The organism is Bradyrhizobium sp. DOA1, from assembly GCF_001593325.1.
In the GTDB taxonomy this organism is placed as follows: domain Bacteria; phylum Pseudomonadota; class Alphaproteobacteria; order Rhizobiales; family Xanthobacteraceae; genus Bradyrhizobium.
In genome coordinates this window covers 1590265-1614871 of record NZ_JXJM01000001.1, presented here as the reverse complement: position 1 = coordinate 1614871, position 24607 = coordinate 1590265, and the positions used below count along the sequence as shown (strand labels likewise).

Annotated in this window: 29 protein-coding genes and 1 pseudogene; 20 read left to right on the top strand and 10 right to left on the bottom strand. The window is 64.9% G+C overall.

Annotation, left to right across the window (positions count from 1 at the left end):
• Positions 1 to 28 precede the first annotated feature (28 nt).
• Entirely contained in the window at positions 29 to 1387 is a 1359-nt protein-coding gene (locus SE91_RS07480) for a histidine kinase (RefSeq protein WP_061847116.1), read from the bottom strand.
• Between the two features lie 192 nt (positions 1388 to 1579).
• Between SE91_RS07480 and SE91_RS07475 the strand changes: the two genes are divergently transcribed.
• On the top strand, positions 1580 to 2200 hold the full coding sequence (locus SE91_RS07475; RefSeq protein WP_008562541.1) for a response regulator: 621 nt from the start codon (positions 1580 to 1582) through the stop codon (positions 2198 to 2200).
• Positions 2201 to 2271: 71 nt separating this feature from the next.
• A complete protein-coding gene (fghA, locus tag SE91_RS07470) occupies positions 2272 to 3117 on the top strand; it encodes an S-formylglutathione hydrolase (RefSeq protein ID WP_061847115.1) in 846 nt (281 codons plus the stop codon).
• A 5-nt stretch (positions 3118 to 3122) separates the two neighbouring features.
• Here the strand turns inward: fghA and SE91_RS07465 are convergent, their stop codons facing one another.
• Complete coding sequence (locus tag SE91_RS07465; RefSeq protein ID WP_156489510.1) at positions 3123 to 3695, bottom strand: DUF3280 domain-containing protein; 573 nt, start codon at positions 3693 to 3695, stop codon at positions 3123 to 3125.
• A gap of 60 nt (positions 3696 to 3755) precedes the next feature.
• Here SE91_RS07465 and SE91_RS07460 point away from each other — a divergent pair, with 60 nt between their 5' ends.
• From SE91_RS07460 to SE91_RS07435, 6 genes and pseudogenes are all read left to right on the top strand, one after another.
• Positions 3756 to 4937, top strand: coding sequence for a lanthanide ABC transporter ABC transporter substrate-binding protein PedA1 (locus tag SE91_RS07460; protein ID WP_061847113.1), 1182 nt, complete (start codon positions 3756 to 3758; stop codon positions 4935 to 4937).
• 8 nt (positions 4938 to 4945) lie between these two features.
• Positions 4946 to 5914 carry a YVTN family beta-propeller repeat protein gene (locus tag SE91_RS07455; protein ID WP_061851031.1) on the top strand — a complete coding sequence of 323 codons (969 nt, stop codon included), beginning with the start codon at positions 4946 to 4948 and terminating at the stop codon, positions 5912 to 5914.
• Positions 5911 to 6718 (top strand): annotated as a pseudogene (locus SE91_RS07450) (ABC transporter ATP-binding protein). Before SE91_RS07455 ends, SE91_RS07450 begins: the two are co-directional and overlap by 4 nt.
• Complete coding sequence (locus tag SE91_RS07445; protein ID WP_061847112.1) at positions 6715 to 7563, top strand: lanthanide ABC transporter permease protein PedC; 849 nt, start codon at positions 6715 to 6717, stop codon at positions 7561 to 7563. Before SE91_RS07450 ends, SE91_RS07445 begins: the two are co-directional and overlap by 4 nt.
• The gene (locus tag SE91_RS07440) at positions 7560 to 8168 is read left to right on the top strand and encodes a hypothetical protein (RefSeq protein ID WP_008562515.1); all 609 of its coding nucleotides are present in this window, start codon (positions 7560 to 7562) and stop codon (positions 8166 to 8168) included. The genes SE91_RS07445 and SE91_RS07440 overlap by 4 nt, the downstream gene beginning before the upstream one ends.
• 142 nt (positions 8169 to 8310) lie before the next feature.
• Entirely contained in the window at positions 8311 to 8613 is a 303-nt protein-coding gene (locus tag SE91_RS07435) for a copper-binding protein (protein ID WP_061847111.1), read from the top strand.
• A 39-nt stretch (positions 8614 to 8652) separates the two neighbouring features.
• Here SE91_RS07435 and SE91_RS07430 read toward each other — a convergent pair whose 3' ends face one another.
• Together SE91_RS07430 and SE91_RS07425 are read right to left on the bottom strand one after the other, a co-directional pair.
• Positions 8653 to 9210, bottom strand: a complete 558-nt coding sequence (locus SE91_RS07430; protein WP_061847110.1) for a PQQ-dependent catabolism-associated CXXCW motif protein — start codon at positions 9208 to 9210, stop codon at positions 8653 to 8655.
• A complete protein-coding gene (locus SE91_RS07425) occupies positions 9207 to 10091 on the bottom strand; it encodes a substrate-binding domain-containing protein (protein WP_061847109.1) in 885 nt (294 codons plus the stop codon). Before SE91_RS07425 ends, SE91_RS07430 begins: the two co-directional genes overlap by 4 nt.
• A 125-nt stretch (positions 10092 to 10216) precedes the next feature.
• Between SE91_RS07425 and SE91_RS07420 the strand changes: the two genes are divergently transcribed.
• Together SE91_RS07420 and SE91_RS07415 are read left to right on the top strand one after the other, a co-directional pair.
• Positions 10217 to 11143, top strand: coding sequence for a quinoprotein relay system zinc metallohydrolase 2 (locus tag SE91_RS07420; protein WP_061847108.1), 927 nt, complete (start codon positions 10217 to 10219; stop codon positions 11141 to 11143).
• A 50-nt stretch (positions 11144 to 11193) separates the two neighbouring features.
• Positions 11194 to 12012, top strand: coding sequence for a quinoprotein dehydrogenase-associated SoxYZ-like carrier (locus tag SE91_RS07415; protein ID WP_061851030.1), 819 nt, complete (start codon positions 11194 to 11196; stop codon positions 12010 to 12012).
• 181 nt (positions 12013 to 12193) lie between these two features.
• On the opposite strand, the gene SE91_RS07410 is transcribed toward SE91_RS07415, so the two are convergent.
• Positions 12194 to 12553 (bottom strand): hypothetical protein, encoded by a 360-nt coding sequence (locus tag SE91_RS07410; protein ID WP_061847107.1) that lies wholly within the window; start codon positions 12551 to 12553, stop codon positions 12194 to 12196.
• A gap of 87 nt (positions 12554 to 12640) precedes the next feature.
• Here SE91_RS07410 and SE91_RS07405 point away from each other — a divergent pair, with 87 nt between their 5' ends.
• Genes SE91_RS07405 through SE91_RS07385 form a run of 5 tightly spaced genes read left to right on the top strand, consistent with a single transcriptional unit; the run spans position 12641 to position 16304 of the window.
• Positions 12641 to 13621, top strand: a complete 981-nt coding sequence (locus SE91_RS07405; protein WP_061851029.1) for an ABC transporter substrate-binding protein — start codon at positions 12641 to 12643, stop codon at positions 13619 to 13621.
• A 1-nt stretch (position 13622) separates the two neighbouring features.
• Positions 13623 to 14360 carry an ABC transporter permease gene (locus SE91_RS07400; protein ID WP_061847106.1) on the top strand — a complete coding sequence of 246 codons (738 nt, stop codon included), beginning with the start codon at positions 13623 to 13625 and terminating at the stop codon, positions 14358 to 14360.
• Entirely contained in the window at positions 14350 to 15087 is a 738-nt protein-coding gene (locus SE91_RS07395; RefSeq protein WP_008562477.1) for an ABC transporter ATP-binding protein, read from the top strand. Before SE91_RS07400 ends, SE91_RS07395 begins: the two co-directional genes overlap by 11 nt.
• 48 nt (positions 15088 to 15135) lie before the next feature.
• Positions 15136 to 15930, top strand: a complete 795-nt coding sequence (locus SE91_RS07390) for a pentapeptide repeat-containing protein (RefSeq protein ID WP_061847105.1) — start codon at positions 15136 to 15138, stop codon at positions 15928 to 15930.
• A 26-nt stretch (positions 15931 to 15956) separates the two neighbouring features.
• Positions 15957 to 16304 (top strand): hypothetical protein, encoded by a 348-nt coding sequence (locus SE91_RS07385; RefSeq protein ID WP_156489506.1) that lies wholly within the window; start codon positions 15957 to 15959, stop codon positions 16302 to 16304.
• Positions 16305 to 16328: 24 nt separating this feature from the next.
• On the opposite strand, the gene SE91_RS07380 is transcribed toward SE91_RS07385, so the two are convergent.
• From SE91_RS07380 to lanM, 5 genes are all read right to left on the bottom strand, one after another.
• Positions 16329 to 16538: a hypothetical protein gene (locus tag SE91_RS07380; protein ID WP_060736689.1), complete on the bottom strand. Its 210-nt coding sequence runs from the start codon at positions 16536 to 16538 to the stop codon at positions 16329 to 16331.
• 130 nt (positions 16539 to 16668) lie between these two features.
• On the bottom strand, positions 16669 to 17538 hold the full coding sequence (locus SE91_RS07375; protein WP_061847104.1) for a DUF6662 family protein: 870 nt from the start codon (positions 17536 to 17538) through the stop codon (positions 16669 to 16671).
• Between the two features lie 217 nt (positions 17539 to 17755).
• Positions 17756 to 17836, bottom strand: coding sequence for a pyrroloquinoline quinone precursor peptide PqqA (gene pqqA / locus SE91_RS07370; RefSeq protein ID WP_008562446.1), 81 nt, complete (start codon positions 17834 to 17836; stop codon positions 17756 to 17758).
• Between the two features lie 224 nt (positions 17837 to 18060).
• Positions 18061 to 18384, bottom strand: coding sequence for a hypothetical protein (locus tag SE91_RS07365; protein ID WP_060736691.1), 324 nt, complete (start codon positions 18382 to 18384; stop codon positions 18061 to 18063).
• 122 nt (positions 18385 to 18506) lie between these two features.
• Positions 18507 to 18899 carry a lanmodulin LanM gene (gene lanM / locus SE91_RS07360; RefSeq protein WP_008569482.1) on the bottom strand — a complete coding sequence of 131 codons (393 nt, stop codon included), beginning with the start codon at positions 18897 to 18899 and terminating at the stop codon, positions 18507 to 18509.
• Positions 18900 to 19233: 334 nt separating this feature from the next.
• Between lanM and SE91_RS07355 the strand changes: the two genes are divergently transcribed.
• The 5 genes from SE91_RS07355 (at position 19234) to SE91_RS07335 (ending at position 24503) form a co-directional block, all read left to right on the top strand.
• Entirely contained in the window at positions 19234 to 20898 is a 1665-nt protein-coding gene (locus SE91_RS07355; RefSeq protein WP_061847103.1) for a methanol/ethanol family PQQ-dependent dehydrogenase, read from the top strand.
• A 12-nt stretch (positions 20899 to 20910) separates the two neighbouring features.
• Positions 20911 to 21264 (top strand): c-type cytochrome, encoded by a 354-nt coding sequence (locus SE91_RS07350; protein WP_008562441.1) that lies wholly within the window; start codon positions 20911 to 20913, stop codon positions 21262 to 21264.
• A complete protein-coding gene (locus SE91_RS07345; RefSeq protein WP_061847102.1) occupies positions 21261 to 22190 on the top strand; it encodes a substrate-binding periplasmic protein in 930 nt (309 codons plus the stop codon). The genes SE91_RS07350 and SE91_RS07345 overlap by 4 nt, the downstream gene beginning before the upstream one ends.
• A 157-nt stretch (positions 22191 to 22347) precedes the next feature.
• On the top strand, positions 22348 to 23406 hold the full coding sequence (locus SE91_RS07340; RefSeq protein WP_245318393.1) for an FUSC family protein: 1059 nt from the start codon (positions 22348 to 22350) through the stop codon (positions 23404 to 23406).
• Between the two features lie 107 nt (positions 23407 to 23513).
• Positions 23514 to 24503, top strand: a complete 990-nt coding sequence (locus SE91_RS07335; protein WP_060736692.1) for a Bug family tripartite tricarboxylate transporter substrate binding protein — start codon at positions 23514 to 23516, stop codon at positions 24501 to 24503.
• Positions 24504 to 24607: the final 104 nt, after the last annotated feature.

Sequence of the window (24607 nt, the reverse complement as noted above, 5' to 3'; positions counted from 1 at the left end):
GAATTTTTCCCGATCGTTTCGGGCGCGATCAGGCCGCGGCCGTCGGCACCAGCGCCTCGACGGTCAAGCCGCCGTCCCCGGAAACGACGTTGAGGGTGCCGCCCAGCGCCAAAATACGCTCGCGCATGCCGACGAGGCCGAAGCCGAGCTTCTGACCCGGCTCCATGCCGCGGCCATTGTCGCTGACCCGTACCTTGACGCAGAAGCGGCCGTCGCGTCCGAGCTGCCCAGCCGGCTCGATCACGACGTTGACCGAGGTCGCGCCGGCATGGCGGAACACGTTGGTGAGCGCCTCCTGCACGATGCGGTAGATGGTGAGGTCCGCGGTCTCCCCGGTCGTGCCCAGCGCGGGCGAGATGGTGGTCTCGATGGCGACTTCGGGATGCGACTCCCGCCACAGCCGCGACAGCGATTCCAGCGCCTGACGCAGACCGAGCTCGGCAAGACCGACGGGGCGCAGCCGCTCCAGCACGCGGCGGGTGAACTGCTGGAGCGCGTTGATCTGCTCCAGCAAGGCGCTGCCATGCTTTCGGACCGCCTCCGCACTCGGCTCGCGGCCGTCCGCCAGCTTCGCCAACGCGCTGGCGTGGGCGCGCAGCGAGAACAGATACGGCCCGAACTCGTCATGCAGCTCGCGCGCAATCTCCTTGCGCTCGACGTCCTGGAGCGAGACCGCGCGCTCGGCAAGCCGGCGCTTGTCCTCGACCGCCTCGCCGAGCGCCGCTGCCAGATTATTGAGCTTGCCGCAAATCGCGGCGAGCTCGGGGGCGCCGCCCGGCGTGACCCGCGCGTCGTAATGCCCGCCCTCGATCTCGGCCATCGTCTCGGAAAGCGACTGCAGCGGGGCCAGCGCACGGCCGACCACATTCGTCATCAGCAGGAACAGCACCAATGCGAGGACCGAGCCCACTTCGAGCTGGGTCACGATGCTGTCCCAGATCTCGGCAATCTCGTCGGTCGGATGCGAGGTGATCACGAGCGAGCCGGGCTTGCCCTGGATCGAGACGGGCACGCTGACCGCGGTCTGCTCGGGATGAACCAGGCCGACGAACCAGGCCGGCGGCCCGCGCGTGTCGGCGTCGGCCCCAGCTCGGGGCGGCGTCAGCGGACGGCCGCCGGCGTCATGGAGCGCGATGCTGACATGGCGCAGGCGGCTGAGATCGCGCGCGATCTGGTTCAGCTTCGCATCCGGATCGGGCGCCTCGTTCAGGTCCGCCACGATCATCTCGATGAACTCGCGCGCGAGCCGGATCACGCTCTGGTCCTCGGCCTGCACGCGCGGCCCCGCCTCGGCGATCTGGCGGCCGATATTGACGGCGAGCCCCAGGGCCAGCAGCAACGCCAGCAGCAGGTTGATGCGCCCGCGCAAGGATAGATTTTGCCACATTGGTCTTGCTTGGTGCCCCCGCGAAGGTTTTGCCCGCCTGTCCGATGACGTTGACAGAGACGAAGCGGCGGATATCTAATCGGAAACGTACAGCAATCCCGGCCGGGTTGCATGAGGCGACATGAGGCGCACGCGTCTTGCCTGGTCGGCTTCTTGCGGCGCACAGGTTCGAAGCTGTCGCGGGGAACGCCTATGCGCATTCTGATCGTCGACGATCATCCCATTGTCGCCTCCGGCTGCCGTGCCGTGCTGGCCGACGAGGGCGAGATCGAGATCCTGGAGGCCGCCGACGCCGAAGACGGCGAATGCGTCTTCATCGTCGAGCGTCCCGACCTCTGCATCATCGACATCAACCTGCCGACCGTCTCCGGCTTCGAGCTCGCGCGCCGCATCCTCGAACGCGCGCCCGAAGCCCGCATCATCATGTTCAGCATGAACGACGACCCTGCCTTCGCCGCGCGCGCGATCGAATGCGGCGCCAAGGGCTACGTCTCCAAGACCGGCGACCCCGACGACCTCGTCGAGGCGATCCGCGCCGTCGGCGGCGGCGGCACCTACCTTCCGACCGCGATCGCGCGCAGCATCGCCTTCGCGGGACCTGCGCTGGCGCAAAGCCCGCTCTCGAAGCTGAACGCGCGCGAGATGGAGATCCTGCGGCTGCTCAGCGCCGGCAAGAGCCTGTCCGAGATCGCCTGGCTGGTGCAATCCTCCTACAAGACGGTGGCCAACACGTCCTCGATCATGCGCCAGAAGCTCGGGGTGAAGACCTCGGTCGAGCTGGTGCGGCTGGCGATCGACAGCGGCGTTGCCTGACGGCGCCACAAATTTCGGTCACACAAGCGTTGCAATGTTGATTGCAGTGAGATGCCACGGAGCTTAAGGGCATGACGATCCAGACTGTCTCGACGAACAAGTCCTGTGGCGGTGTGCAGGGCGTCTACCGCCATGCGAGCGCGACGACCGGAACCGACATGGTGTTCTCGGTCTATGTTCCTCCGCATGCGGACGGTGCCAAGTTGCCCGTGGTCTGGTACTTCTCCGGGCTGACCTGCACGCATGCCAACGTCACCGAGAAGGGCGAATTCCGCAAGGCCTGCGCCGAGCTCGGCCTGATCTTCGTCGCGCCCGATACCTCACCGCGCGGGCCCGACGTGCCCGGCGATGCCAATAACGCCTATGATTTCGGCCTGGGTGCCGGCTTCTATGTCGATGCGACGCAGGAGCCCTTTGCGCGCAACTATCGCATGTGGAGCTATGTCACCGACGAGCTGCCGAAGCTGGTGGCGGAGAATTTTCCGGTCGATGCCAAGCGGCAATCGATCATGGGCCATTCCATGGGCGGCCACGGCGCGCTGACGGTGGCGCTGCGCAATCCGCACCGTTTTCGCGCGGCAAGCGCCTTCGCACCGATCGTGGCGCCCTCGCTCGTGCCCTGGGGCATTAAGGCGCTGACCGGCTATCTCGGGTCGAACAAAGACGCCTGGCGCAGCCACGACACGGTGGCGCTGATCGAAGACGGGGCGAAATTCTCCGGCTTCCTGGTCGACATCGGCGAGGCCGACAATTTCCTCAAAGAGCAGCTCAAGCCGGAGCTCCTCGAAGCCGCCTGCGCCAAGGCGAGCATCCCCCTGACGCTGCGGCGCCAGGCGGGTTACGACCACAGCTATTATTTCATCTCGACCTTCATGGGCGATCATCTGCACTGGCACGCAGAGAGATTGAAGGGGTAAGCCCGCTATTGCGGCCGTCCGTAGTTCGGCGCCAGCAGCCGGTTGCGGATGAGATAGCTCATCGTGCGCGTCCAGGCTTCATCGGTGTTGCCGCGCATATCGGCGCTGGCTGCCGCGACCATGTTGCCGGTCTTCACGTCGCGCAGATAGATGTTCAGGTTGATGATCAGGTTCGAGACCTTCTGCACGAGGCCGGTGATCTCGAGATCGGCGCCGAGTTGCCCTGCGAGCTTGAGGTCGCAGCGGCCGCAGGCCTGCAAGTTCGCGCGACGGGCGGCGTCCCTGACCGGCGCGATGTCGAGCAGCTGGAACTTGCCTGACTCTGCCAGTTCCTTGCGGAGCTGCTCGCTGATGCGCTCCAGCCGCGCCTCCTCGGGGCGCGAGCCGTAGAACTCGCCGGGCAGGCTGGTGTCGATCAGCTCGAAATCGAACACGGCGAGTTTCGGCGGATCGGCGCGCGCGACCGAACACGTCAACAGCAAAGCTGCGAAACACATCAACGCTCGCATGATCGTGATTCCAATCCTCGTGCGCGCGGGGACGAAATGCGGGGTTGCATGCCCTGGCAAATTGGTCATGCTTGAAGCAGAGACAATTCTCCAGCGGCGGTCAAGCCGCAGAGATCGTCCGGAGGAAACATGATCCGATGGTTGGTCGGCCTGATCGGCTTGGGCGTTGCCGCGACGAGTGCGCTCGCGGCCGACCCCGTCGCGATCGGCGTCGGCTATCTCGGCGTCGCCGGCACCAGATCGACGCTGTCGCTGGTGGAGCAGCCCGCGGAGAATGACGGCGTCGCCGGCGCCCGCCTTGCCATCGAGGACAACAACACCACCGGGAAATTCCTCAATCAGCGCTTTGCGCTGGAGGAGCGTCGCATCAAAGAAGGCGAGGATCCGGTCCAGGCCGCAACCGCCCTCGCCGACAAGAACGGCTTCATCATCGCCGACCTGCCGGCCGATGCGCTACTGAAAGTCTCGGACGCGCTGCGCGATCGCGGCACGCTGCTGTTCAACGTCGGCGCAATCGACGAGCGGTTGCGAGAGGCCGATTGCCGCGCCAACGTCATCCATACCGCGCCCACCCGCGCGATGCTGGCAGACGCGCTCGGCCAGTACCTGGTGTGGAAGAAATGGTCGCGCTGGCTGCTCGTGGTTGGCTCGCATGACGAGGACAAGCTGTTCGCCGATGCCCTGAGGCGCACCGCGACGCGCTTCGGCGCCAAGATCGTGCAGGAGCGTAGCTTCGAGGACAAAGGCGGCGCCCGCCGCACGGATTCCGGCGTCACGCTGATCCAGCGTCAGATGCCTGTCTTCACGCAACAGGCGCCGGCCTATGACGTACTGGTCGCGGCCGACGAGAGCGAGGTGTTCGGCGCCTACCTGCCCTATCGCACCTGGGATCCGCGCCCGGTCGCGGGCTCGGCCGGCCTCGTGCCGCGCAGCTGGGACGCGGCGCAGGACCAATGGGGCGCCCTCCAGATTCAGAACCGCTTCGTCAAGCTGAACTCGCGGCGCATGACCGCGCTCGACATGCAGGCCTGGACGGCGGTGCGCATGATCGGCGAAGCCACCTCCCGCACAAATTCCGGCGACGTCAAGAAGGTCACCGATTTCCTCAAAGGCCCGGATTTCTCCGTCGCCGCCTTCAAGGGCACGCGCCTGACGCTGCGCGACTGGAATCTGCAGCTGCGCCAGCCGATCCTGCTGGTCGATGGCCGCATGGTGGTGTCGGTGTCGCCGCAGGAGGGTTTCCTGCACCAGGTCTCCGAGCTCGACACGCTCGGCTACGATCGTCCGGAAAGCAAATGCAAGCTGAAATGAGGATGCAGATGTCGCGCATGTGGCGTGTTGGGCTTCTCTCCGCACTGGTGCTGGCGGCGACGCCCGCGCACGCGTTCATCGCCTATGTCTCGAACGAGAAGAGCAACACGGTGTCGGTGATCGACACCGACAGCTGGACGGTGACCAAAACCATCAAGGTGGGCCAGCGCCCGCGCGGAATCGATTTCACGCGCGACGGCAAGTTCGTGATGGTCGCGGTCGGCGACGACGACACCATCCAGGTGATCGATGCCAAGACGCAGACCGTGGTGGACAGCCTGCCGTCCGGTCCCGATCCGGAATTGTTCGCCCAGGACGCCGCCGGCAAGATCCTCTATGTCGCCAACGAGAACGACAACACGGTGACCGTGATCGACCTCGAGAAGCGCGCACGCCTCGGCGACATCCAGGTCGGCGTCGAGCCCGAGGGCATGACCATCAGCCCCGACGGCAAGACGCTGATCAACACGTCCGAGACGACCAACATGGCGCATTTCATCGACACCGCCACGCGCCAGATCGTCGCCAACGTGCTGGTCGACGCGCGCCCGCGCTTTGCCGAGTTCAAGCATGATTCTTCCGAAGTGTGGGTGTCCTCGGAGATCGGCGGGACCGTCTCGATCATCGACCCCAGGAAACACGAGGTGATCGGCAAGGTCACGTTCGAGATCCCGGGCCTGCGCAAAGAGGCGATCCAGCCGGTCGGGATCGGTATGACCAAGGACGACAAGACCGCCTTCGTCGCGCTCGGCCCGGCCAATCGCATCGCCGTGGTCGACGTCGCCACGCGCAAGGTGACGAAATATCTTCTGGTCGGTCAGCGGGTCTGGCACGTGGCGTTCACGCCGGACGAGAAATATCTGCTCACCACCAACGGCGTGTCGAACGACGTCTCCGTCATCGACGTCGCCGCGCAAAAGGTGATCAAGACCATCCAGGTCGGCGAACTGCCCTGGGGCGTCGCGATCGCGCCATGACGATGCCCGCCCCGACCGCTGAACCGCGCGAGACGCCGGGGCCGGACGCGGCCACTGTGCCGGCGCTGTCGATCGACAGCGTCAGCCATGCTTACGGTCCGCGGCGGGCGTTGACCGACGTCTCCTTCCGCGTGCTGCCGGCGAGCTTCACGGCACTGCTCGGCCTCAACGGTGCCGGCAAGAGCACGCTGTTCTCGCTGATCACGCGCCTGTTCGGCATCCAATCGGGGCGTGTCGGCATCTTCGGGCACGACATCAGCAAAAGCCCCGGCGAGGCGCTGCGGCTGCTCGGCGTCGTGTTCCAGCCGCGCACGCTCGATCTCGATCTCTCGCTGACGCAGAACCTGCTCTATCACGCTGCCCTGCACGGCATCAGCCGGCGCGAGGCGGCCGCACGCAGCGCCGAGCTGCTCGGGCGCATCGGGCTCGAAGAGCGCGCCGGCAGCAAGGTGCGCGACCTCTCCGGCGGACAGATGCGGCGGCTGGAGATCGCCCGCGCGCTGCTGCACCGGCCGCGGCTGCTGTTGCTGGACGAGCCGACAGTCGGCCTGGATGTCAAGGCGCGCGCCGGACATCATCAGCCATGTCCGCCAGCTCGTCACTGAACAAGGCATCGGCGTGCTCTGGGCCACGCATCTGTTCGACGAGATCCTGCCCGGTGACGACCTCGTCGTGCTGCACCAGGGCAAGGTGCTGGCGCAGGGACCGATGAGCCAGGTCGTTACGGAAGCCGGCGCGCAGGACGTCAACACCGCTTTCATGCGCCTAACCGGCGCGCAAACCATGCCGGGAGGCAACGCATGAGCAGCATCGCCACCAGCGAGGCGCCGCGCGGCTTCTCATTCGCCGAGTACATGACCTGCCTCACCGGCATCGTCTGGCGCGAGGGCCTGCGCTTCCTGCATCAACGCGAGCGCTTCGTCTCGGCGCTGGTGCGGCCTCTGGTGTGGCTGTTCATCTTCGCCGCGGGATTCCGCCAGGTGCTCGGCATCTCCATCATCCCGCCTTACGAGACCTACATCCTGTACGAGGTCTATATCGCGCCCGGCTTGATGGCGATGATCCAGCTCTTCAACGGCATGCAGTCCTCGCTCTCGATGGTCTATGACCGCGAGATGGGCAATATGCGCACGCTGCTGGTGAGCCCGCTGCCGCGCGGGTTCCTCTTGTTCTGCAAGCTGCTCGCGGGCACGGCCGTATCGCTGCTCCAGGTTTATGCGTTCCTCCTGATCGCCTGGTTCTGGGACATCACCCCACCGCCGTCGGGTTACCTCACCGTGCTGCCGGCGCTGATCCTGTCCGGACTGATGCTGGGCTCGCTGGGCATGCTGATATCCTCCGGCATCAAGCAGCTGGAGAACTTCGCCGGCGTGATGAATTTCGTCATTTTCCCGATGTTCTTCGCCTCCTCCGCATTATATCCGCTCTGGCGGGTCCAGGAGGGCAGCCCCTATCTGTACTATCTCTGCGAGGTCAATCCGTTCACCCACGCGGTCGAGCTGATCCGCTTCGCGCTGTACGGACAGATCAACTGGATCTCACTGTCAGTGGTCGCGATCTGCACAATCGCCTTCATGATCGGTGCGATTTTCGCCTATGATCCGTCGCGCGGGCTGGCGCGACGCGGACCGGCGGGAGGCGAAGGATGAAGGCTTGGATTTTGGCTGCCATCGCAATTGCGCTCTCGGGCGCGGCTGCCCGCGCGGCCGATCCGCGCTATCCGGACTGGCCCTGCACCCAGGCCAAGGTGCCGGAGATTTCGCTTTCGGCCGTCTGGGCCGGGCCGGCGCTCGACGACGTCCAGAATAAGTGGAAGGACGACGCCAAGGTCAGCGCACTGGTCGCAAAGCTGTCGGCGCGCAAGACGCCGCTGGACGAGGCCGAGAAATCGGTGAAGGAGTTTCTCGCCGCCTCCGCCTCGGACAAGTCCGCCAACGCAAAACTGCTGTTCGCCGGCCTATTCGACACGCTCAACGCCCAGCGCTCCCAGGTCATGAGCGGGCTCGAACGCGTCAGCCGCAAGCAACGCGAGGCCGCCGACAAGATCCGCGAGGAGACACTTGCGCTTCAGGCGCTCCAGGGCGCAACGCCGCGCGATGAGGCCAAGGTCGAGGCCCTCAGCAACGAGCTGATCTGGAAGACGCGCATTTTCGAGGATCGTCACAAAGTGGTGCGATTCGTCTGCGAGGTTCCGACCACGATCGACCAGCGCCTGTTCGCGCTCGGGCGCGTGATCCAGCAGGAAATGGAATAGCGTCAGCCTCACTGACGCCCCGGGAAAGTTCCCGCGATATCAGCGCGATCGTTAACCTTTCGCCGCGCCATCCGGCGGAACCAAATCGCTCCGGGATGTCTTGTCGAAGTCAACCCAAGACATCCAACCTCGGGAGGCCTTGATGGGAACAACGAAATTCATCCTCGGGAGCGCTGCGGTCGTCACCATGCTGACATCCAGCGCCTTTGCCGAAGACATGACCGGAATGATCACGCGGATTGATCGGCTCAACGGCACCATCTCGATCCAGCAAACGCAGAAAGGCACGGTCGGCACCAGCACAGGCAACGCCGGCGCGCTCCAGGAATACAAGGCGAAGGACGCGGCAATGCTGGACGCCGTCCATGCCGGCGACAGGGTGAGCTATACGGCCACCGAGACGAACGGCACGGGTACGCTGACGAAGTTGCAGAAGCAAAAATAGCTGCCTGCTTCCGGGGAGAGGCAGGCACTGCATCCAATCTTACTGGTCCGGGCGCGGTTCCGGCTGCGCGTCCTCGACGGGCAGCTTCGCACCCTCCCACCCGTCGGTGCCGTCACGATACCAGGCGATGTTGGAATATCCATACGCCATCGCACGTTTGGCCGCGTTCCAGGACATCCAGCAATCGGCGAGGCAATAGATCACGAGCAGTGCAGTCTTGTCGCCGTGCGAGGCGCGGGCGAGGCCGCGCTGGAGATAGTCGTCCATGGCCGGCGGCAGCATGCCGTAGCCGGTATCGGGCAGCCAGATGCTGCCCGGAATGTTCCTCCGCGGCGCATCGCGCCAGACGGTGCCTTCGGGAAGGTTCTTCGGCTTCGGCGGACGCGGCATTACGTCGACGAAGGCCCCGCTCTTCGCGCGCCATATCTCCTCGGCCTCCGCCGTCGACAACACGCGTGCGCCGGCAAGTGCCGCCGGCACCGGTGCGCGGTATTGGTCGGTGCGATAGCCCTCGGGCTCGAACGGCTCCTGCTGCTGCGCCAATCCCTGCCCCGCCAGAACGGCAGCGAGCAGCGCAACGGCAAGATGCGGCCTCATGGCGTCTTCTTGACCGTCTCCGCGCCGAGCGGCCGGTTGCTCTCGTCGAGCAGCGGGACGCCGAAGTCGAGCAGGATCTTGTTGATCTCGCCCTGGTTCTCCTGGATCACCTTGTTCAGCTGCCGCTTCCAGTTCTGGTCGGCGGGACGCACGCCCATGCCGATGCGATAGACCAGCTTCGGTCCGGTGGTCTCCTTCACCAGCGGCGTGACATGGAACGACGCGCCGGCCTTCTTCGCGTAGTAGCCGGCCATCGGGCCCCACAGCACGCCCGCGTCGATCTTGCCGGCGCTGAGATCGTCGATCATCGCCTGCGCCGAATTGTCGAAACGCGTGTCGATCATCAGCTGATAGGGCTTTGCATCAGCCATCAAGCCGGCCAGCGCCATGTTGGTTGCCGGCGGCGTGCCGGCGACGATGCCGACATGCTTGCCCTTCAACTTGGGATCCTCGAGCGTCTCGACGTCCTCGAGCCCGCTGCCGGCCTTGGCGACCAGCGCATAGCTCGTCCGGTAATAAGGATTGGTGCCCTGCACGAGATCGTCGCCCTGCGGGAAGCCCATGATGACGTCGCAGCGATGCGCACCCAGCGTCATGCGCACGAACCCGGCGGCCTGCGGAAAGAAAACGTAGTCGAGCTTTTTCTGGAGCTTCTCCGCCAGGAATTCGGCGAGCTTGTTCTCGAAGCCTTCGCCCTTCTCGTTGGAAAACGGCAGGTTGCGCGGATCGGCACAGACGCGCAACACCTTGGGATCGACCAGTTCGAACGAGAGGTCGCCGGTCTCGCTCGTTTGCGCGACGGCGGCATCGCCGACCACGCAGGATGAAACCAGGACCCACAGTGAAAACAACCAGCGACGATGTCGTCCGGTCTCCGTCATCGCGCTTCCTCCTCGCTTTGTTTGAATGTTATCCATGCAACGCATGACGCGCCATGTTTTGCCAATTGGTGTTGGCTTTCTTGTTGCAGTGCAGTGCGGCCAATCCGTTGAACTGAGGCAGAAAAGTGTCTCGCATCGCTTCAATCGTCTCGGCCCTGTCCCTGCTGGGGATCGCGACGCTAGCACGCGCCGGGGCAGCCGAATTGCCTGTGAGCGAAGTCGCGCCGGGAATCTTCGTACACTCCGGGACCATCGCCCTGATGACCCGCGACAACGAGGGCGGCATCGCCAATGTCGGCTTCATCGTGGGCGATAATGCGGTGGCCGTCATCGATACCGGCGGTAGCGTGCGCGAGGGTGAGGCGCTGCTGGCCGCCGTGCGGGCGAAGACGCCCAAGCCGATCCGCTACGTCATCAACACCCACGGCCATCCCGATCATGTTTTCGGCAATGCAGCCTTCGCCGCCGAAAACCCCACCTTCGTCGGCCATCACAAGCTGCCGCAGGCGCTCGCGGCGCGAGGGCCTTTCTATCTCGACAATTTCCGCCGCATCATGGGCCGCGAACTGATCGATCCCGTGAAGATCATCGCCCCGACCCTGCTGGTTTCGGACACGATGAACCTGGATCTCGGATCGCATCGACTGGCCCTGCGCGCCTGGCCGACTGGGCACAGCGATAGCGATTTGACCGTGCTCGACGAGACGACCAAGACCCTGTTCGCCGGCGATCTCGTCTTTCTCCGCCACGTTCCAGTCATGGACGGCAGCATCCGCGGCTGGCTCGATACGCTGAAGGGAATGGAGGCGATCCCGGCGTTGCGCGTCGTTCCCGGTCACGGCCCCGTGAGCGACTGGCCTGCCGCGCTGACCGATGAACAGCGCTATTTGACAACGCTGCTGTCCGACGTTCGCGCGCTGAACAAGAAGGGCGAGCCGATTCGAAGCGCCGTCGACAAGGCGGCGGCGGCGGAGCGGCCGCGATGGGAGCTGTTCGAGGACTACAATTCCCGCAACGCAACCGCAGCATTCTCGGAAATTGAATGGGAGTAGCAGGCGCGCTAGGCTGCACCGAACGACGTATCGTCCGCAGGACCATGACCATGACGGGATGCACACGCCGCCTGACCCTCACCGCCCTCCTGCTCGGCTTCGCTCTCGCGGTGCCGGCGCAGGCTGAGGAAGCCAACGATCCCTGGCCGGGCCTGGTGCAGGACATCTTCAGCAACCGTCCGATGAACGACGGCAGCACCGTCATCGGCATCGAGATGCCGTATCGCGCCGAGGACGCGGCCATCGTGCCGGTGACCTTGCGCAGCAAGCTGTCGCCCGGCGATGCGCGGCGCATCCGCTCGATCACGCTGGTGATCGACCGCAATCCCGCGCCGATGGCGGCGAAGTTCGAGCTCGGACCGGATGCCAATGTCACGGAGATCTCGACGCGGGTGCGCGTCAACAATTACACCGATGTGCATGCGGTCGCCGAGCTCAGCGACGGCCAGCTCTATGTCTCGAAAGTCTACGTGAAGGCCTCCGGCGGCTGCTCCGCACCCGCAGGCAAGAACATCGAGGAAGCCAAGGCCCGGCTCGGCCAGATGCGCTACCGGCAATTCGCGCGCGAGGAGGCGCCGGCGAGCCGCGTGCGCGAGGCGCAGATCATGATCGGCCATCCCAACAATTCCGGGCTGCAAATGGACCAGGTCACGCAGCTCTACATCCCGGCCTTCTTCATCAACCAGATCAAGCTGACGCAGGACGACAGCCCCGTGCTGTCGATGGAAGGCGGCATCTCGATCTCAGAAGATCCCAATCTGCGCTTCACCTATGTCTCCAACGGCGCCAAGCGCTTCCGCGCGGAGGCAAAGGACACCGACGGGCACGTGTTCCGCAACGAGTGGGATGTGGAGAAGCCAGGGACGTAATGAGGCTTGCGCTGACTCCCTCTCCCCTTGTGGGAGAGGGTGGATCGCCGCGATAGCGGCGAGACGGGTGAGGGGTATGTCTCCGCGAACGATACTCTCACACGCCTGAGCACGAGGAGAGATACCCCTCATCCGGCGCTCCGCGCCACCTTCTCCCACAAGGGGAGAAGGGAAGGGCACCTCAAAAACACCTCACCTCGGCTTCCGCCTGCGCGCGCCTCAAATCATTCACCGCCGAGTTCGCCTGCTCCGAGGTGCGGAACTGAACGCCGAGATTGCCGCGCACCTGGGACATGCTGAGCGCGGTCTCCGCGGTGACGTAGCGCGCGTAGGGCATGATTGAGGCCACCACGTCGATCGAGCAGGAACATTGTTCGATCGACTGCCGGCTCTCGCTATTGGCTTTCATGCAGCCATAGACGTACTCCGCGCGCGCCGATGTCGGATAATCGTTGGCCTCCTCGGCCTGCGCCGCGCACGCAGTCGCCGTCAATACCGTCAATGCGGCGACAATCGGTCGTAGCTGTCCCGCCAGTTTCATACGCATCCTCCCGCTGGTTGCGGCCCAAGCTATGCTATGCGTATTGTCCTGAAAAGCAGTCTGTCAGAGGAAACGGCTCACAAGGTGATGAGAGCTTCTGGTCGAACATTGGCGCTCGCGGTGACGCTCGCGTTGACCCTTGCCGCATCCGGCCGCGCCGCGGAGACCGTCCGCCTTGCGGTGCAGAAGACCGGAACATTCTCCTGGGAGCTGGCCGCGATCCGCGCGAGCGGCCTGGACAAGGAGGCCGACCTGTCGCTCGAGGTCACCGAGCTCGCGAGCACCGAGGCCGGCAAGATCGCGATGCGCGCAGGCAGCGCCGACATCATCCTGTCGGACTGGCTGTGGGTATCGCGCGAGCGCGCGCTCGGCGCCAAGCTCACGTTCTATCCCTATTCCAGTGCGCTCGGCGCGGTGATGGTGCCGGCCAATTCGCCGATCAAGACGCTTGCGGATCTGAAGGGGCGCAAGCTCGCCGTGGCCGGCGGTGCGATCGACAAGAGCTGGCTGCTGCTCCAGGCAAGCATGAAGCAGGACGGCATCGACCTGAAGTCTGCGGCAACCGTCGTCTATGGCGCCCCGCCCTTGATCGCCGCCAAGGCCCTCGACGGCGAGATGGATGCGAGCCTCAATTTCTGGAATTTCTGCGCGCAGCTCGAAGCCAAGGGCTTTCGCCGGCTCGCCGGCATCGAGGACATCCTGCCGAAGCTCGGCGCCAAGGGCGCGGTCGCCGCGGTCGGCTATGTCTTCGACGAGAACTGGGCGGCAAGTCATCGCGACGCCGTGGCGCGCTTCATCGCGATGACGCGCAAGGCCAAGGAGCTGCTGGTGACCTCGGACGCGGCCTGGGACAAGATCGCGCCGCTCACCGGCACGGGCGATCCGGCCATGCTCAAGACCTACCGCGACCGCTATCGCGACGGCATCCCGCGCCGGAGCATTGCCGACGAGGAGGCGGATGCGCGCGTGCTCTACCGCGTGCTGGCCGAGACCGGCGGCCGCGATCTCGTGGGACCGGCGGCCGAGCTCGATCCCGGCACCTTCTATCACGCGGTCCCTGGAGACTGAGGTGCTGCGTCTTCTCTCGTTCGCCCTGCTCCTCGCAGTCTGGTGGATCGCCGCGCTGTTCGCCGGCGGCGCAAAGCTGCCGTCTCCGCCGGCGGTGCTCCAGGTGATGATCGCGGAAGCCGCATCCGGCGCGTTGTTCCTGCATCTCGGCGCGACACTGGCGCGCGTGACGCTCGCCTTCACATTGGCGATGTCGCTCGGCAGCGCCATCGGCTATCTGATGGGCCGCGTGAAGCTCGCCGACCGGCTCGGCGATCCCTGGCTGATCCTGCTGCTCAATCTGCCCGCGCTGGTCGTGATCGTGCTCGCCTATATCTGGGCTGGCCTCACCGAGGCCGCCGCGATCGCGGCGATCGCCATCAACAAGCTGCCGACGGCCATCGTCACCCTGCGCGAGGGCACCCGCGCGCTCGACCGCTCGCTCGATGAGATGGCGAGCGTGTTCGCGATGCCGCGATGGCGCGCCTTCCGCCACGTCGTGCTGCCGCAGCTCGCGCCCTATATCGCAGCCTCCGCCCGCTCCGGCCTGTCGCTGGTGTGGAAGATCGTGCTGGTCGCCGAGCTCCTGGGACGGCCGAACGGCGTCGGCTTCGAGATCGGCGTCGCCTTCCAGCTGTTCGACACGCCGCGCCTGCTCGCCTATTCGCTGACGTTTGCCGCCGTCGTGCTCGTCATCGAAACCTTGCTGGTGCAGCCGTTCGAAGCCCGCGCAACACGGTGGCGCCCCCGTGCGGCTTGAGGTGGAGATCACAGGCAAGACGTTCAGGAGTGCCGCGGGCGGAACGCACGAGGTGCTGGCGCCGGTCAAGTTCGCGCTGCAATCCGGCGAGGTCGGCGTGCTGATCGGCCCCTCCGGCTGCGGCAAGAGCACGATGCTGCGCATCATCCTGGGGCTCGACCACGAATTTCAGGGGCGCATCGCGCGCCCGCCGCAGGCGCGGATCGGCATGGTGTTCCAGGAGCCGCGGCTGCTGCCGTGGCGCTCCGTCGAGCAGAACGTGCGACTGGCGGCGCCTGATGTCACCGATGCGAAGCTCGCCGAGCTGTTCAGGATCCTGGAGCTGGAGGCGCATCGCAACCATTTCCCCGGCGAATTGTCGCTGGGCCTTGCCAGGCGCGTAGCGCTGGCCCGTGCCTTCGCGGTCGAGCCCGATCTGCTGGTGCTCGACGAACCTCTCGCCTCGCTCGACGACGCGCTCGCCGGCCGCTTGCGCGACGAGATCGCAACGCTGGTGGCGAGCCGTCCGGTCATGACGCTGCTCGTCACCCACAGCCTCGACGACGCGATCCGGCTCGGCGACCGCCTGCTCTTCCTGTCGCCGCGCCCTACCCGCATCGTGCAGGAGGTGCCGATCGCGATTCCGCGCGACGCACGGGGCGAAGCCGAGATTGCGGCAATCAAGGCCGGGCTAGCGCGACGCATCCAAGAGGAAGGCGACGAACGCGCCGGGCGGGATGCCTCATAGGCAATCGCGCGACGCACGTGCTAGATTGGCTCGCAGCGGAGTCTGCTGATGACGCGAACGATCGCCCTGACGGCGCTTGGCCTTGCTCTGCTCGCGACAACATCGCGCGCGCAGGACATGATGCGCGATCTCGATCTGACGTCACCCGCCATGGTCTCCGCGGAGATGAGCCGGCAGGAGGTCGAGGCCGTGCTAGCCAAAGCGATCGCCGGCGCGCCGGCCGATTTCACCGGCAAGCGGTTATCGGGGCTCGATCTCAGTGGCCTCGACCTCACCAAAGCAATTCTCCGTGCGGCACGGCTCAACAAGACGAAACTCGCCGGCGCCCGGCTCGACGGGGCGATCCTCGATCAGGCGTGGCTGCTGGATGCAGATCTCACGGGCGCGAGCCTGAAGGGCGCCAATTTGTTCGCATCACAGATGGCACGTGCTCGCCTCGACGGCGCCGATCTGACTGGTGCGCGCATCACGGCAGATCTCACCGGCGCGAGCATGGTCGGCACGTCGATTGCGGATGCGCATCTCGGCGCCGACATGCGCAACCAGTCGATGGGGCTGATGCGCGCGGTGCTGAGATCCGCCAATCTGGAACGGCTGAACGCGCGCAACGCCGATTTGTCGCGCGTCGACCTCGAATTCGCGGTCCTCAGGGGCGCCGACCTGAGCGGTGCATCGCTGAAGAATGCCCAACTCGGTGGCGCCGATCTGACCGGCGCCATCGTCATCGACGCCGATTTCGATGGCGCCGATCTCGTCTCGGCGAAGCTGATCGCACCGAACGGCCTTGACCGCGCCAAAAATTTCGACAAGGCAAAGAACCGCGAACGCCTGATCAGGGAATGAAGGCACGCCTTTGGGAGGACTGGCTGATGCGTTGGGTTCTGGCTTTGATCGCATTGTTGACGCTTGCCGGCGAGGCCGCCGCGCAGGCCAAGGGCAAGGGCATCCGGCTCTGGAATCTGACGGCGGAGACGATCTCCGGCTTCCAGCTCGCTCCCGCCGGCAAGACCGACTGGGGCCCGAACCAATGCCTGAACGACAAGGACAAGGAGGTCGACCACGACGAACGGCTGCGCATCGTCGGCGTCGAGCCCGGCCGCTATGATGCCAAGGTCGGCTATCCCAGTGGACGCCAATGTGTGGTCCGCGACATCGAGATCAGGGCCGATGCGGTGTTCTCGATCGCGGACAAGGATTTGAAGGACTGCAGCAAATAGCGCGACGGCTCTCCGTTGGAGCCTTTATGCCTTGTCGTTCGGGTGCGGGTATTCGCAGCGCCACTTTATCGCGTGCCACTTCGGATGCTCGCCAACCCATTGCGCGATATAGGGCGGCGCGGCCATCGCGCATTGTCGCGGCGACCCGGAATAGTGGAACACCAGATGCTGCTCCTCGCAAGTCGCAGGCGAGAGCACCGCACACACAGTCACCACCAGGTCAATCGGGTTCATGCCGGGATCCTCTCGCATAGGCAACCGAGATTAGCACGAAAAACTACGTCCCCAAGAGAGCGAAGTTTCAAATCGGATGGTGGAACTCTGCTCTGGCACTTTATCCGCGCGCAGGAGACATGTCCCACAACTAAAAATTAACGCCAAACACCAATCTGCCCTGATGGCGCTCGAAATTGACGAGGTCGAGATTGCCGGATGCTCCGGCCGGACGTCCCCAAGCCTGCATGCTCCAGCTCAAGGTCAGCCGCGAGCGCTCGGAGAGCTGGAAATAAGCGGTCGGGCCGACGAACAGGGCCTGGCCCGAAAACTCGCCGAGGCCAATGCCCTCGTATTGCCGAAAATAACGCATCTCCCCGCCAAGCAGCACGTTGGGCCTCACGCGGACCAGGCCGGCGAACGCGGCCCCGATCGTCGAGCTCTTCTCGGACAGTCCCGCCATCTCGAAGCGCGCCCATTCCGGTTGATAGATCAGATTGAGCGCAGCAATGGCGAAGTTCGGGACGAGCTCGCGGTCGAAGGCGAGCGTGAACTCGGTGCCGTACATCCGCCCCTTCGCGCCACTGGTCTCGTCGATGCGGTTGCCGTGGAGCTCTGCGGCGACGGTCAGGCCGAATGGCGCCTGCTCGCGGTTGAGCAGGCGATAGCGCAGATCAAGCGAGGCGCCCTGGAAGTTGAACTGGCGGCGGTCGTCGATGTCAGGGACGCCGGTGATGTCGTGCAGGCTGGCGGTGCCTCCGACTTCGACGCGGAAATTCGGCAGCGGTACCACCTCGATCTCGACCTCGTGCTCGAGCGCGCGATAGGTGCCCCTGCCCTTGCCGAAGCCTCCCGTCGTCTGCGTCTGAAACTCGCGCTCGCCGACATTGCCGATATCGGTACCGATCATGAAGCCGAAGATGTGCTCGGTATCGAAGCCTTCCTCGGCCCTGACACAGGCCGGAGCGAGCGCGGCTATGCACGCAACCGCCACCCCGAATTTGCAAGCCCCGCCGCCCATCCCCTGCCCCGAAGGCGTGCGCCGCCTGATGCGACGCTGACCAGGCGTGAGCCTAACACAGTGCCGCAGAACGCGATCGAGATTTTGATGGAAAGGATTGAAGGTGTGTGCGGCTAACGTCAGCGCCAGAGCACGAGCTCAACCATGGCGGGCGACGGCCCGACACTGCCACGGCTTCGGCGGCGTTTGCCGTCGAAGCCGCGGCAGGTCGTCAGTCTTACTTGCGCGAAGCGCAGGCGTACATGTTGATTTCCATGCCCACCGGCACTTCCACGATCTTCGGAGCTTTCCAAGCCATTCGGGGTCTCCCAAGGTATTGAGCGCGACATCGCGCGGGGCAAAACCTAGGGCTGGGTCCCCCACAGTTCAAGCGCCGTTTCGAATGTCGAACGCATCCGTGTCAATTCTTCGCGGCTGCATTTCTCTCTCGGGCAAAGCCAGTTCGCTCTTGGTCAAGCACGGAGCTGAACAAGATGACTTCGCGCGACACACCGCGCTCGAATCGGCACGACTAGCGCCGCGTCAGCAGTCCTTGCCTGCCGTTTGCGTATTGGGCTTGGCGCCTTCCGCCCGCTCCGCTGCGGTCGGCTGGCTCTGCATCTGGCGCTGTGCATCTTCCGACGAGGCTGCCGCGCCGCTGCTGGCGCGGTTCATCGTGCTGGTCGGCGGATGCTGACCCGTTTCACTGGACGAGCTCTGGGACTGTGCCGATCCCACGGTGACCGGACCGGAACCGGCATCCTTGTCGGTGCTGGCGCTGCCCGTGTTGCACGGGCCGGCAATGGCGACGCCCGCGCTCAAGGTCAGGATCGCGCAGGCAGCAAGAACGGAACGTTTCGTGTTCATCTGCTTCTCCTCTTCTCCCGCCGCGCTGCCCCGGCGCCGAGCAGGACATCGCGAGAAGAACAGGCCGCACAGCCTGATGTTCCGAGCTTCGGTCCGGAATTAAGCTCCCGGCAGTGCGGCGCTCAGCGCAGCAGGCGCACCAGCGCGCGGCCGGCCCGTGCGTTCAGCTCCTTTGCATCGAGCGTTCCGTCCTTATCCGGATTGGCCGCGTTGAAGCGCTGCTCCACCACGGCAAGGTATTCGTCCAGCGTCAGGGTCCCGTCGCGATCGGGGTCGGCGGCGGCCAGCTCCTTCGCCGATAGCCGCCCGCGCAACTCACGTGCGTCCAGCGTGCCGTCGCGATCAGGATCGAGCTTGGCGAACAATGCGGTGGCCGCCTTCTTCACCTCCGCGAGATCGAGCGTGCCGTCATTGTCCGTATCGAACATCTTGACCGCGCCACCGGATGCCGCGAAGGCCGGACCGGACAGCAATGCGATCGTGAGAGCAAGCGCAACCGAGTGACGAGACATCATCGAAACCTCCTGAGAACCTCGATTCGAGCGGGATCAAACCGACATAAGTCCGCAAACGAGCCCCGGTTCAAGTCGGAAATTACAACCTGCGCGCGCCGCAACTCGCGGAACTCCCGCGTCAAGCTCGTCGCTTTCCGTCTCGACCGCCTCGCACCGCGGAATTTCTCCAGCGCCTGCGCACAAGTGTGAGGGGGTTTGTAAGGTTTCTGTCAGGTGACTGCATCTGCCGTTCAACATATCGGCGTCGCACTTACGACTTTCGTATTGACGCGTTTTGCATTCGGGCGGAGTGTTGCTCCCGCAGCGTCAAAGACGCGCATATTGGGAGGAACGGATGAAACGCCTTGCGATGGCCGCGAGCCTCGTCATGCTTGTATCAACTTGCGCGTATGCACAGACCACTGACCAGCTGGTCAAGGGTGTGACCGATACGTCGAACGCTCTCAACTACGGGATGGGCTACAATCTTCAGCGCTTCTCGACGCTGAAACAGATCAACAAGGATACCGTCAAGAACCTCGTCCCTGTTTGGAATTACTCCTTCAACGACGATCGCAGCGAGGAGTCCCAGCCCATCGTCTATCAGGGTGTGATCTACGTGACCACGCACAATGCGACCATGGCGGTGGACGTCAAGACCGGCAAGCAGATCTGGAAGAGCAAGATCGAATATCCTGCCGAAACGCCCCGGATCGTCTGCTGCGGCATCATCAATCGCGGCGTCGCGATCCACGAAGGCAAATTATTCCGTACGACGCTCGATGCCAACGTGATTGCGATCGACGCGAAAACAGGCAAGGAGCTGTGGCGGCAGAAGGCGGCCGACATCAAGGAAGGCTACTCCATGACGGTGGCCCCGCTGGTTGCCGACGGCGTGGTCATCACCGGCATCTCCGGCGCCGAGTTCGGCACGCGCGGTTTCATCGACGGTTGGGATCCGGCGACGGGCAAGCATCTCTGGCGCACCCATTCGATCCCCTCGCCGGACGAGCCCGGCGGCGACACCTGGAAGGGCGACACCTGGAAGCTCGGCGGCGGCTCGACCTGGATCACGGGGTCTTATGACCCCGAGCTGAACACGATCTATTGGGGCATCGGCAATCCCGGCCCGTTCAACTCGGCAGTGCGCCCCGGTGACAATCTCTACACCTGCTCCGTGCTGGCGATGGATCCCAAGACCGGCAAGATCAAGTGGCACTACCAGTTCTCGCCGAACAACCCGTTCGACTACGACGCCGTGGCCGAGATGGTGCTCGCCGATGTGAACATCGAGGGCAAGCCGACCAAAACGCTGATGAACGCCAACCGCAACGGCTTCTTCTATGTGCTCGACCGCACCAACGGCAAGCTGCTGGCGGCCAATCCTTACGTGAAGGTCAACTGGGCGACCGGCATCGACATGAAGACGGGACGTCCGATCGAGACTGACGTCTCGAAGGACGCGCGCGAGGGCAAGAAGGTCACGGTCTATCCGTCGATCCTCGGCGGCAAGAACTGGGAACCGATGTCGTTCAATCCGCAGACCGGCCTTGCCTATGCCAACACGCTCGCGTTCGGCGGCAGGTACAAGACCGAGCCCGTCACCTTCAAGCAGGGGGAATGGTATCTCGGCATGGATCTGACCGACCTCTGGGAGTACGGCGACGGGCCGCGCGGTCACCTCAAGGCCATTGACCCCATGACCGGGAAATCGAAATGGGAAGCGCCGAGCGACATTCCGCGCTTCTCGGGCGTGCTGTCGACGGCCGGCGGAGTCGTATTCTCTGGCGCGCTGACCGGCGAGTTCGAGGCCTTCGATGCCGATACCGGCAAGAAGCTCTGGCAGTTCCAGACCGGCTCCGGCATCGAGGGACAGCCGGTGACCTGGCAGCAGGATGGCGTGCAGTACGTCGCCGTGACGAGCGGCTATGGCGGCGTCTATTCGCTGTTCTCCGGCGACGAGCGGCTGGCCCAGGTGCCGCCCGGCGGCTCGCTGTGGGTCTTTGCAGTCAAGCAGTAGCCAACGGGTACGATGCTGAAAGTGACTTCTCACAAGACGGCGGCGATGATCGCCGCCGTCGCGGTGCTGTCGGTCGCGCTTGCGGCGACCGTTCGCGCCGATGACGCCACCGGCAATTCCATGCAGGCGCAGATCGACCATGGCAAGTCGACCTACGCCTCGAAATGCTCGCACTGCCACGGCCCCAATCTGATGAATTCCGGCACCATCACGCCGGACCTGCGCGCCATTCCCGACGACAAGACGCGCTTCGTCACCACGGTGAAGAACGGCAAGAACAACAAGATGCCGCCCTGGGCCGACATCCTCAGCGACGACGAGATCGGGAATCTCTGGGCCTTTGTCTCCAGCCGGAGAAAGCCATGAGACGTCGGCTCGCCGTCTGGAGCGCTGCCGCGATTCTCGCGGCGGCGCCTCTCGTTGCGCGCGCGGCCGAGGATCCGCTGAAGATCTGTCTCGACAAAGACCGGCCGCCGCTATCGGTGCATCAGAAGGGCAAGCCGGATGCGGGTTTCGACGTGCTACTGGCGCAGGCGGTCGCCGAGCGCCTGCGGCGGCCGCTGACGATCCAGTGGTTCGAGAGCAGGCTCGACGAAGATTCCAGCCCGCAGCTCGAGGCCAACGCGCTGCTCTCGGACGGTCGCTGCGCGCTGGTCGGCGGCTACGCACTGACGACGGATTCCCTGGTCAAGCCCGGCATGAAGACGGCGCGCCTGCCGGATTTCGTCGGGGCCACGCGTGACGACAGGCGGCGCCGCGTCGAACTCGGCGTGCTCGCACCGAGCCAGCCCTATGCTTACTCGCCGATGGCGGTGGTGCTCGGGCCGAAGGCGAAGGGCCGCAAGATCGGCGACATCGGCGATCTCGCCGGCCTTCGCCTCGTCATCGAAAGCGGCTCGCTCGGCGATGCCATCCTGATGACCTTCGACAAGGGACGCCTGATCGACAACATCACCCATCTCGTCCCCGGCCGCGACGACCTGCTCGGCGCGCTCCAGCGCGGCGACCACGATGCAACGCTGATCGACCTTGCCCGCTTCGACGCCCATCGCGCCGCCCACCCCGATACGGGGATCACCGCGTCCGGCTACTATTATCCGATCGGCGCCAACCGCGGCTATGTCGGGCTTGCCGGCGATCCCGCATTGATCGAGGCCGTGAACAAGGCGCTGACGGCGCTCGCCGCGGAAGGCAAGATCGCCGAACTCGGCAAGCAGGCCGGGCTCACCTATCTGCCGCCGCGCGAGCCTGCGATCCTCGGCGATGTCTGGATGAAGATCATTCAGCGGTGAGATGTCGTCATTCCGGGGCGCCCGCAGGGCGGCCCCGGAATCAAGGGGTCACAGCGCATGCAGCCTGATGGATTTCCGGGCCTGCGTGCTGCGCACACGTCCCGGAATGACGATCCGGCTAGCGTAGCATGATGGCATCGACTGGCCTGCGGGACCTATGAACCGTATGATGCCGGCGTTTCATTCGACCTTCGGTGCCACCTTGAACGCCCCGTTCGCCGCAGGCCTGCACGCCGTCCTCGCTCGCGAAATCAAGTCCGGCGAACTCCTGCGGGCACTGATCGTCGTCGGCCCGCTCGTCGCCGCTTACTTCGCGTCGCGCGAGACGGCGCTGCTCAATCTCGGGCTGATCGCGGTCTCGCTGCTCATTCCCGCGCTCAGGCTGCAACTGGCACCGAAAGCGATCGCATGGCACTACCTTGCCATTCTCGTCACCTTTGCCGCTCTCTTCCTCGCAAGTCCCATCAAGCCGCTATTCGTCGTGCTGACGGCGCTCGCCGGCTTCCTTGCCGTGGCAGTGACACGCCATGGCGAAGATTTCCGCACGCTCGGCAATTGGGTGTTCATCCCCGCCGTCTATCTCGCCTGCGAGGTGCGGGAGGGCGCGAGTGCCGCGGACGCATTGCGTCATGCCGGCATCATCCTCCTGTCCTCGCCGATCGCACTGGCGCTGGTCTGCGCCATCCGGATCTATGACCGGCGGCGAGAAGATGGTGGCGCGGCCCCGTTCGGGTCGCCCGCGGCCGAGTGGCTTCTGCCCGCGAGCGCGACCGCCATGGCGGTCTTCGCCGCGGCGGCGCTGGTCGAGATGCTCGACCTCGCCCAGGGGCAATGGGTGATGTGGTCGGCCGCAAGCGTGATCGTGGGTGACCTCTCCGCCTCGACCGGCAAGCTGAAGCAGCGCGCGGTCGGCGCGCTCGTCGGCGTGCCACTCGGCCTCCTCGCCGGCATCGCGCTGCCGCAAAGCCGGGTCGGCTACGCGCTCGCGGTGCTCGCGGCCACCCTCACCCTGATCTCGTTCTCCCGCTACGTCGTCGGTTTCGGCCTGCGCTGCTTCTTCATCGCCCTCGTGGCCTCTTTTGCCGGGGGCGCCAGCGGCATCGCGGAGGAACGCATCGCCAATGTGCTGATCGGCGGCGCGTTCGGTCTCGTCGCGGTGGCCTTGACCGAGATCGTCTGGCTACGCCTCATGCGGAAGGCGCGGCCGCCGATATGATGCGAAAACAGGCAGTCCGCCGTTCGAATGCGCCAATCTGTCTCGCCTTGCCTCCATGCCAGCGCCAGTCTGATGCAGTACCTTCGGAGAAAATCCGGGAGGGAATCATGTCCGCAAAACTCGATCGCCGCCGCTTCGTCGCTGCCGGTACAACCGCACTCGCGATGCCTTTCGTCTCACGCGGCGCTTCGGCGCAAGCTGCGTGGCCCTCGCGGCAGATCCGCATGATTTGCAGCTACCCGGCCGGCGGACAGACCGATCTCCTGGCGCGCGCCTTTGGCGAATTCATCTCCAAGCAGGTCGGCAAGACCGTCGTCGTCGAGAACAAACCCGGCGCCTCCGGCGCGATCGGCACGGCGGAAGTCGCCCGTGCGGAGCCCGACGGCCACACCATCCTGTGCTCGATCTCGACCACCTACATCATGAACCGGATGGTGGTGAAGAATCCGGGCTACGACATGGACCGGGATCTGACCCTCGTCAGCGTCATCCCCGGCGCCGGCCTCCTGCTGGTTGCGAACCCGAAAACCGGCGTCAAGACGCTGGAGGATTTCGTCGCCTTCGCGCGCAAGAGCGGCAAGGTCAATTTCGGCACCTACAGTGCGGGCTCGGCCCCGCACATGACGATCAACGAGCTCAACAAGCAATATGGCCTCAACATCGAGCCGGTTCACTATCGCGGCGAAGCCCCGATGTGGACGGGAATGTTGGAAGGCACCCTCGATGCTGCCATGGGCAGCTACACAGCTGCACAGTCGGTTCTGCAAAGCGACCGGGGCACCGTCTTCGCAGTGCACTCGAAGAAGGTCGACGCGATCCCGAACGTCAAGACGCTCCCCGAGCAGGGCGCGACGTCGAAATTCTTCACCGTAAGCGGCTTCTCCGGCTGGGCGGTGCCGAAGGCGACGCCGCAGCCGATCGTCGACCGCCTGGCCGAGTTCTGCGTCGCCGCCAACAACGATCCGAAGGTGAAGGAGGTTCTCGCCACTTTCGTGCTCGAGCCCGCGATCGGTTTCAAGGAAACCAACGAGCTGTATCAGCGCGAGCTGCCGATCTGGATCGAGAGCGCAAAGTCGCTGGGTCTCGAGCCGGCCTGAACCTTTGGGCAAGACGCCGTTTGGTTAGCGGCGCCGGCGTTCGACTAAAGCCCAGTGTCGGAAACGCGCTTTCGCGCTAAGATTGTGCGCCGCCGCTGGAACGC

Bases quoted from the DNA above. Each gene is read 5' to 3' on its own strand.
- SE91_RS07355 (WP_061847103.1), top strand. From the start codon at position 19,234: ATGAAACGCCTTGCGATGGCCGCGAGCCTCGTCATGCTTGTATCAACT.
- SE91_RS07480 (WP_061847116.1), bottom strand. From the start codon at position 1,387: ATGTGGCAAAATCTATCCTTGCGCGGGCGCATCAACCTGCTGCTGGCG.
- SE91_RS07460 (WP_061847113.1), top strand. From the start codon at position 3,756: ATGATCCGATGGTTGGTCGGCCTGATCGGCTTGGGCGTTGCCGCGACG.
- SE91_RS07410 (WP_061847107.1), bottom strand. From the start codon at position 12,553: ATGAAACTGGCGGGACAGCTACGACCGATTGTCGCCGCATTGACGGTA.
- SE91_RS07435 (WP_061847111.1), top strand. From the start codon at position 8,311: ATGGGAACAACGAAATTCATCCTCGGGAGCGCTGCGGTCGTCACCATG.
- SE91_RS07340 (WP_245318393.1), top strand. From the start codon at position 22,348: ATGAACCGTATGATGCCGGCGTTTCATTCGACCTTCGGTGCCACCTTG.
- SE91_RS07430 (WP_061847110.1), bottom strand. From the start codon at position 9,210: ATGAGGCCGCATCTTGCCGTTGCGCTGCTCGCTGCCGTTCTGGCGGGG.
- SE91_RS07390 (WP_061847105.1), top strand. From the start codon at position 15,136: ATGACGCGAACGATCGCCCTGACGGCGCTTGGCCTTGCTCTGCTCGCG.
- SE91_RS07345 (WP_061847102.1), top strand. From the start codon at position 21,261: ATGAGACGTCGGCTCGCCGTCTGGAGCGCTGCCGCGATTCTCGCGGCG.
- SE91_RS07465 (WP_156489510.1), bottom strand. From the start codon at position 3,695: ATGACCAATTTGCCAGGGCATGCAACCCCGCATTTCGTCCCCGCGCGC.
- SE91_RS07425 (WP_061847109.1), bottom strand. From the start codon at position 10,091: ATGACGGAGACCGGACGACATCGTCGCTGGTTGTTTTCACTGTGGGTC.
- SE91_RS07455 (WP_061851031.1), top strand. From the start codon at position 4,946: ATGTCGCGCATGTGGCGTGTTGGGCTTCTCTCCGCACTGGTGCTGGCG.
- SE91_RS07405 (WP_061851029.1), top strand. From the start codon at position 12,641: ATGAGAGCTTCTGGTCGAACATTGGCGCTCGCGGTGACGCTCGCGTTG.
- SE91_RS07375 (WP_061847104.1), bottom strand. From the start codon at position 17,538: ATGGGCGGCGGGGCTTGCAAATTCGGGGTGGCGGTTGCGTGCATAGCC.
- SE91_RS07440 (WP_008562515.1), top strand. From the start codon at position 7,560: ATGAAGGCTTGGATTTTGGCTGCCATCGCAATTGCGCTCTCGGGCGCG.
- SE91_RS07415 (WP_061851030.1), top strand. From the start codon at position 11,194: ATGACGGGATGCACACGCCGCCTGACCCTCACCGCCCTCCTGCTCGGC.
- fghA (WP_061847115.1), top strand. From the start codon at position 2,272: ATGACGATCCAGACTGTCTCGACGAACAAGTCCTGTGGCGGTGTGCAG.
- SE91_RS07380 (WP_060736689.1), bottom strand. From the start codon at position 16,538: ATGAACCCGATTGACCTGGTGGTGACTGTGTGTGCGGTGCTCTCGCCT.
- SE91_RS07335 (WP_060736692.1), top strand. From the start codon at position 23,514: ATGTCCGCAAAACTCGATCGCCGCCGCTTCGTCGCTGCCGGTACAACC.
- SE91_RS07385 (WP_156489506.1), top strand. From the start codon at position 15,957: ATGCGTTGGGTTCTGGCTTTGATCGCATTGTTGACGCTTGCCGGCGAG.
- SE91_RS07475 (WP_008562541.1), top strand. From the start codon at position 1,580: ATGCGCATTCTGATCGTCGACGATCATCCCATTGTCGCCTCCGGCTGC.
- SE91_RS07365 (WP_060736691.1), bottom strand. From the start codon at position 18,384: ATGAACACGAAACGTTCCGTTCTTGCTGCCTGCGCGATCCTGACCTTG.
- SE91_RS07350 (WP_008562441.1), top strand. From the start codon at position 20,911: ATGCTGAAAGTGACTTCTCACAAGACGGCGGCGATGATCGCCGCCGTC.
- lanM (WP_008569482.1), bottom strand. From the start codon at position 18,899: ATGATGTCTCGTCACTCGGTTGCGCTTGCTCTCACGATCGCATTGCTG.
- SE91_RS07445 (WP_061847112.1), top strand. From the start codon at position 6,715: ATGAGCAGCATCGCCACCAGCGAGGCGCCGCGCGGCTTCTCATTCGCC.
- pqqA (WP_008562446.1), bottom strand. From the start codon at position 17,836: ATGGCTTGGAAAGCTCCGAAGATCGTGGAAGTGCCGGTGGGCATGGAA.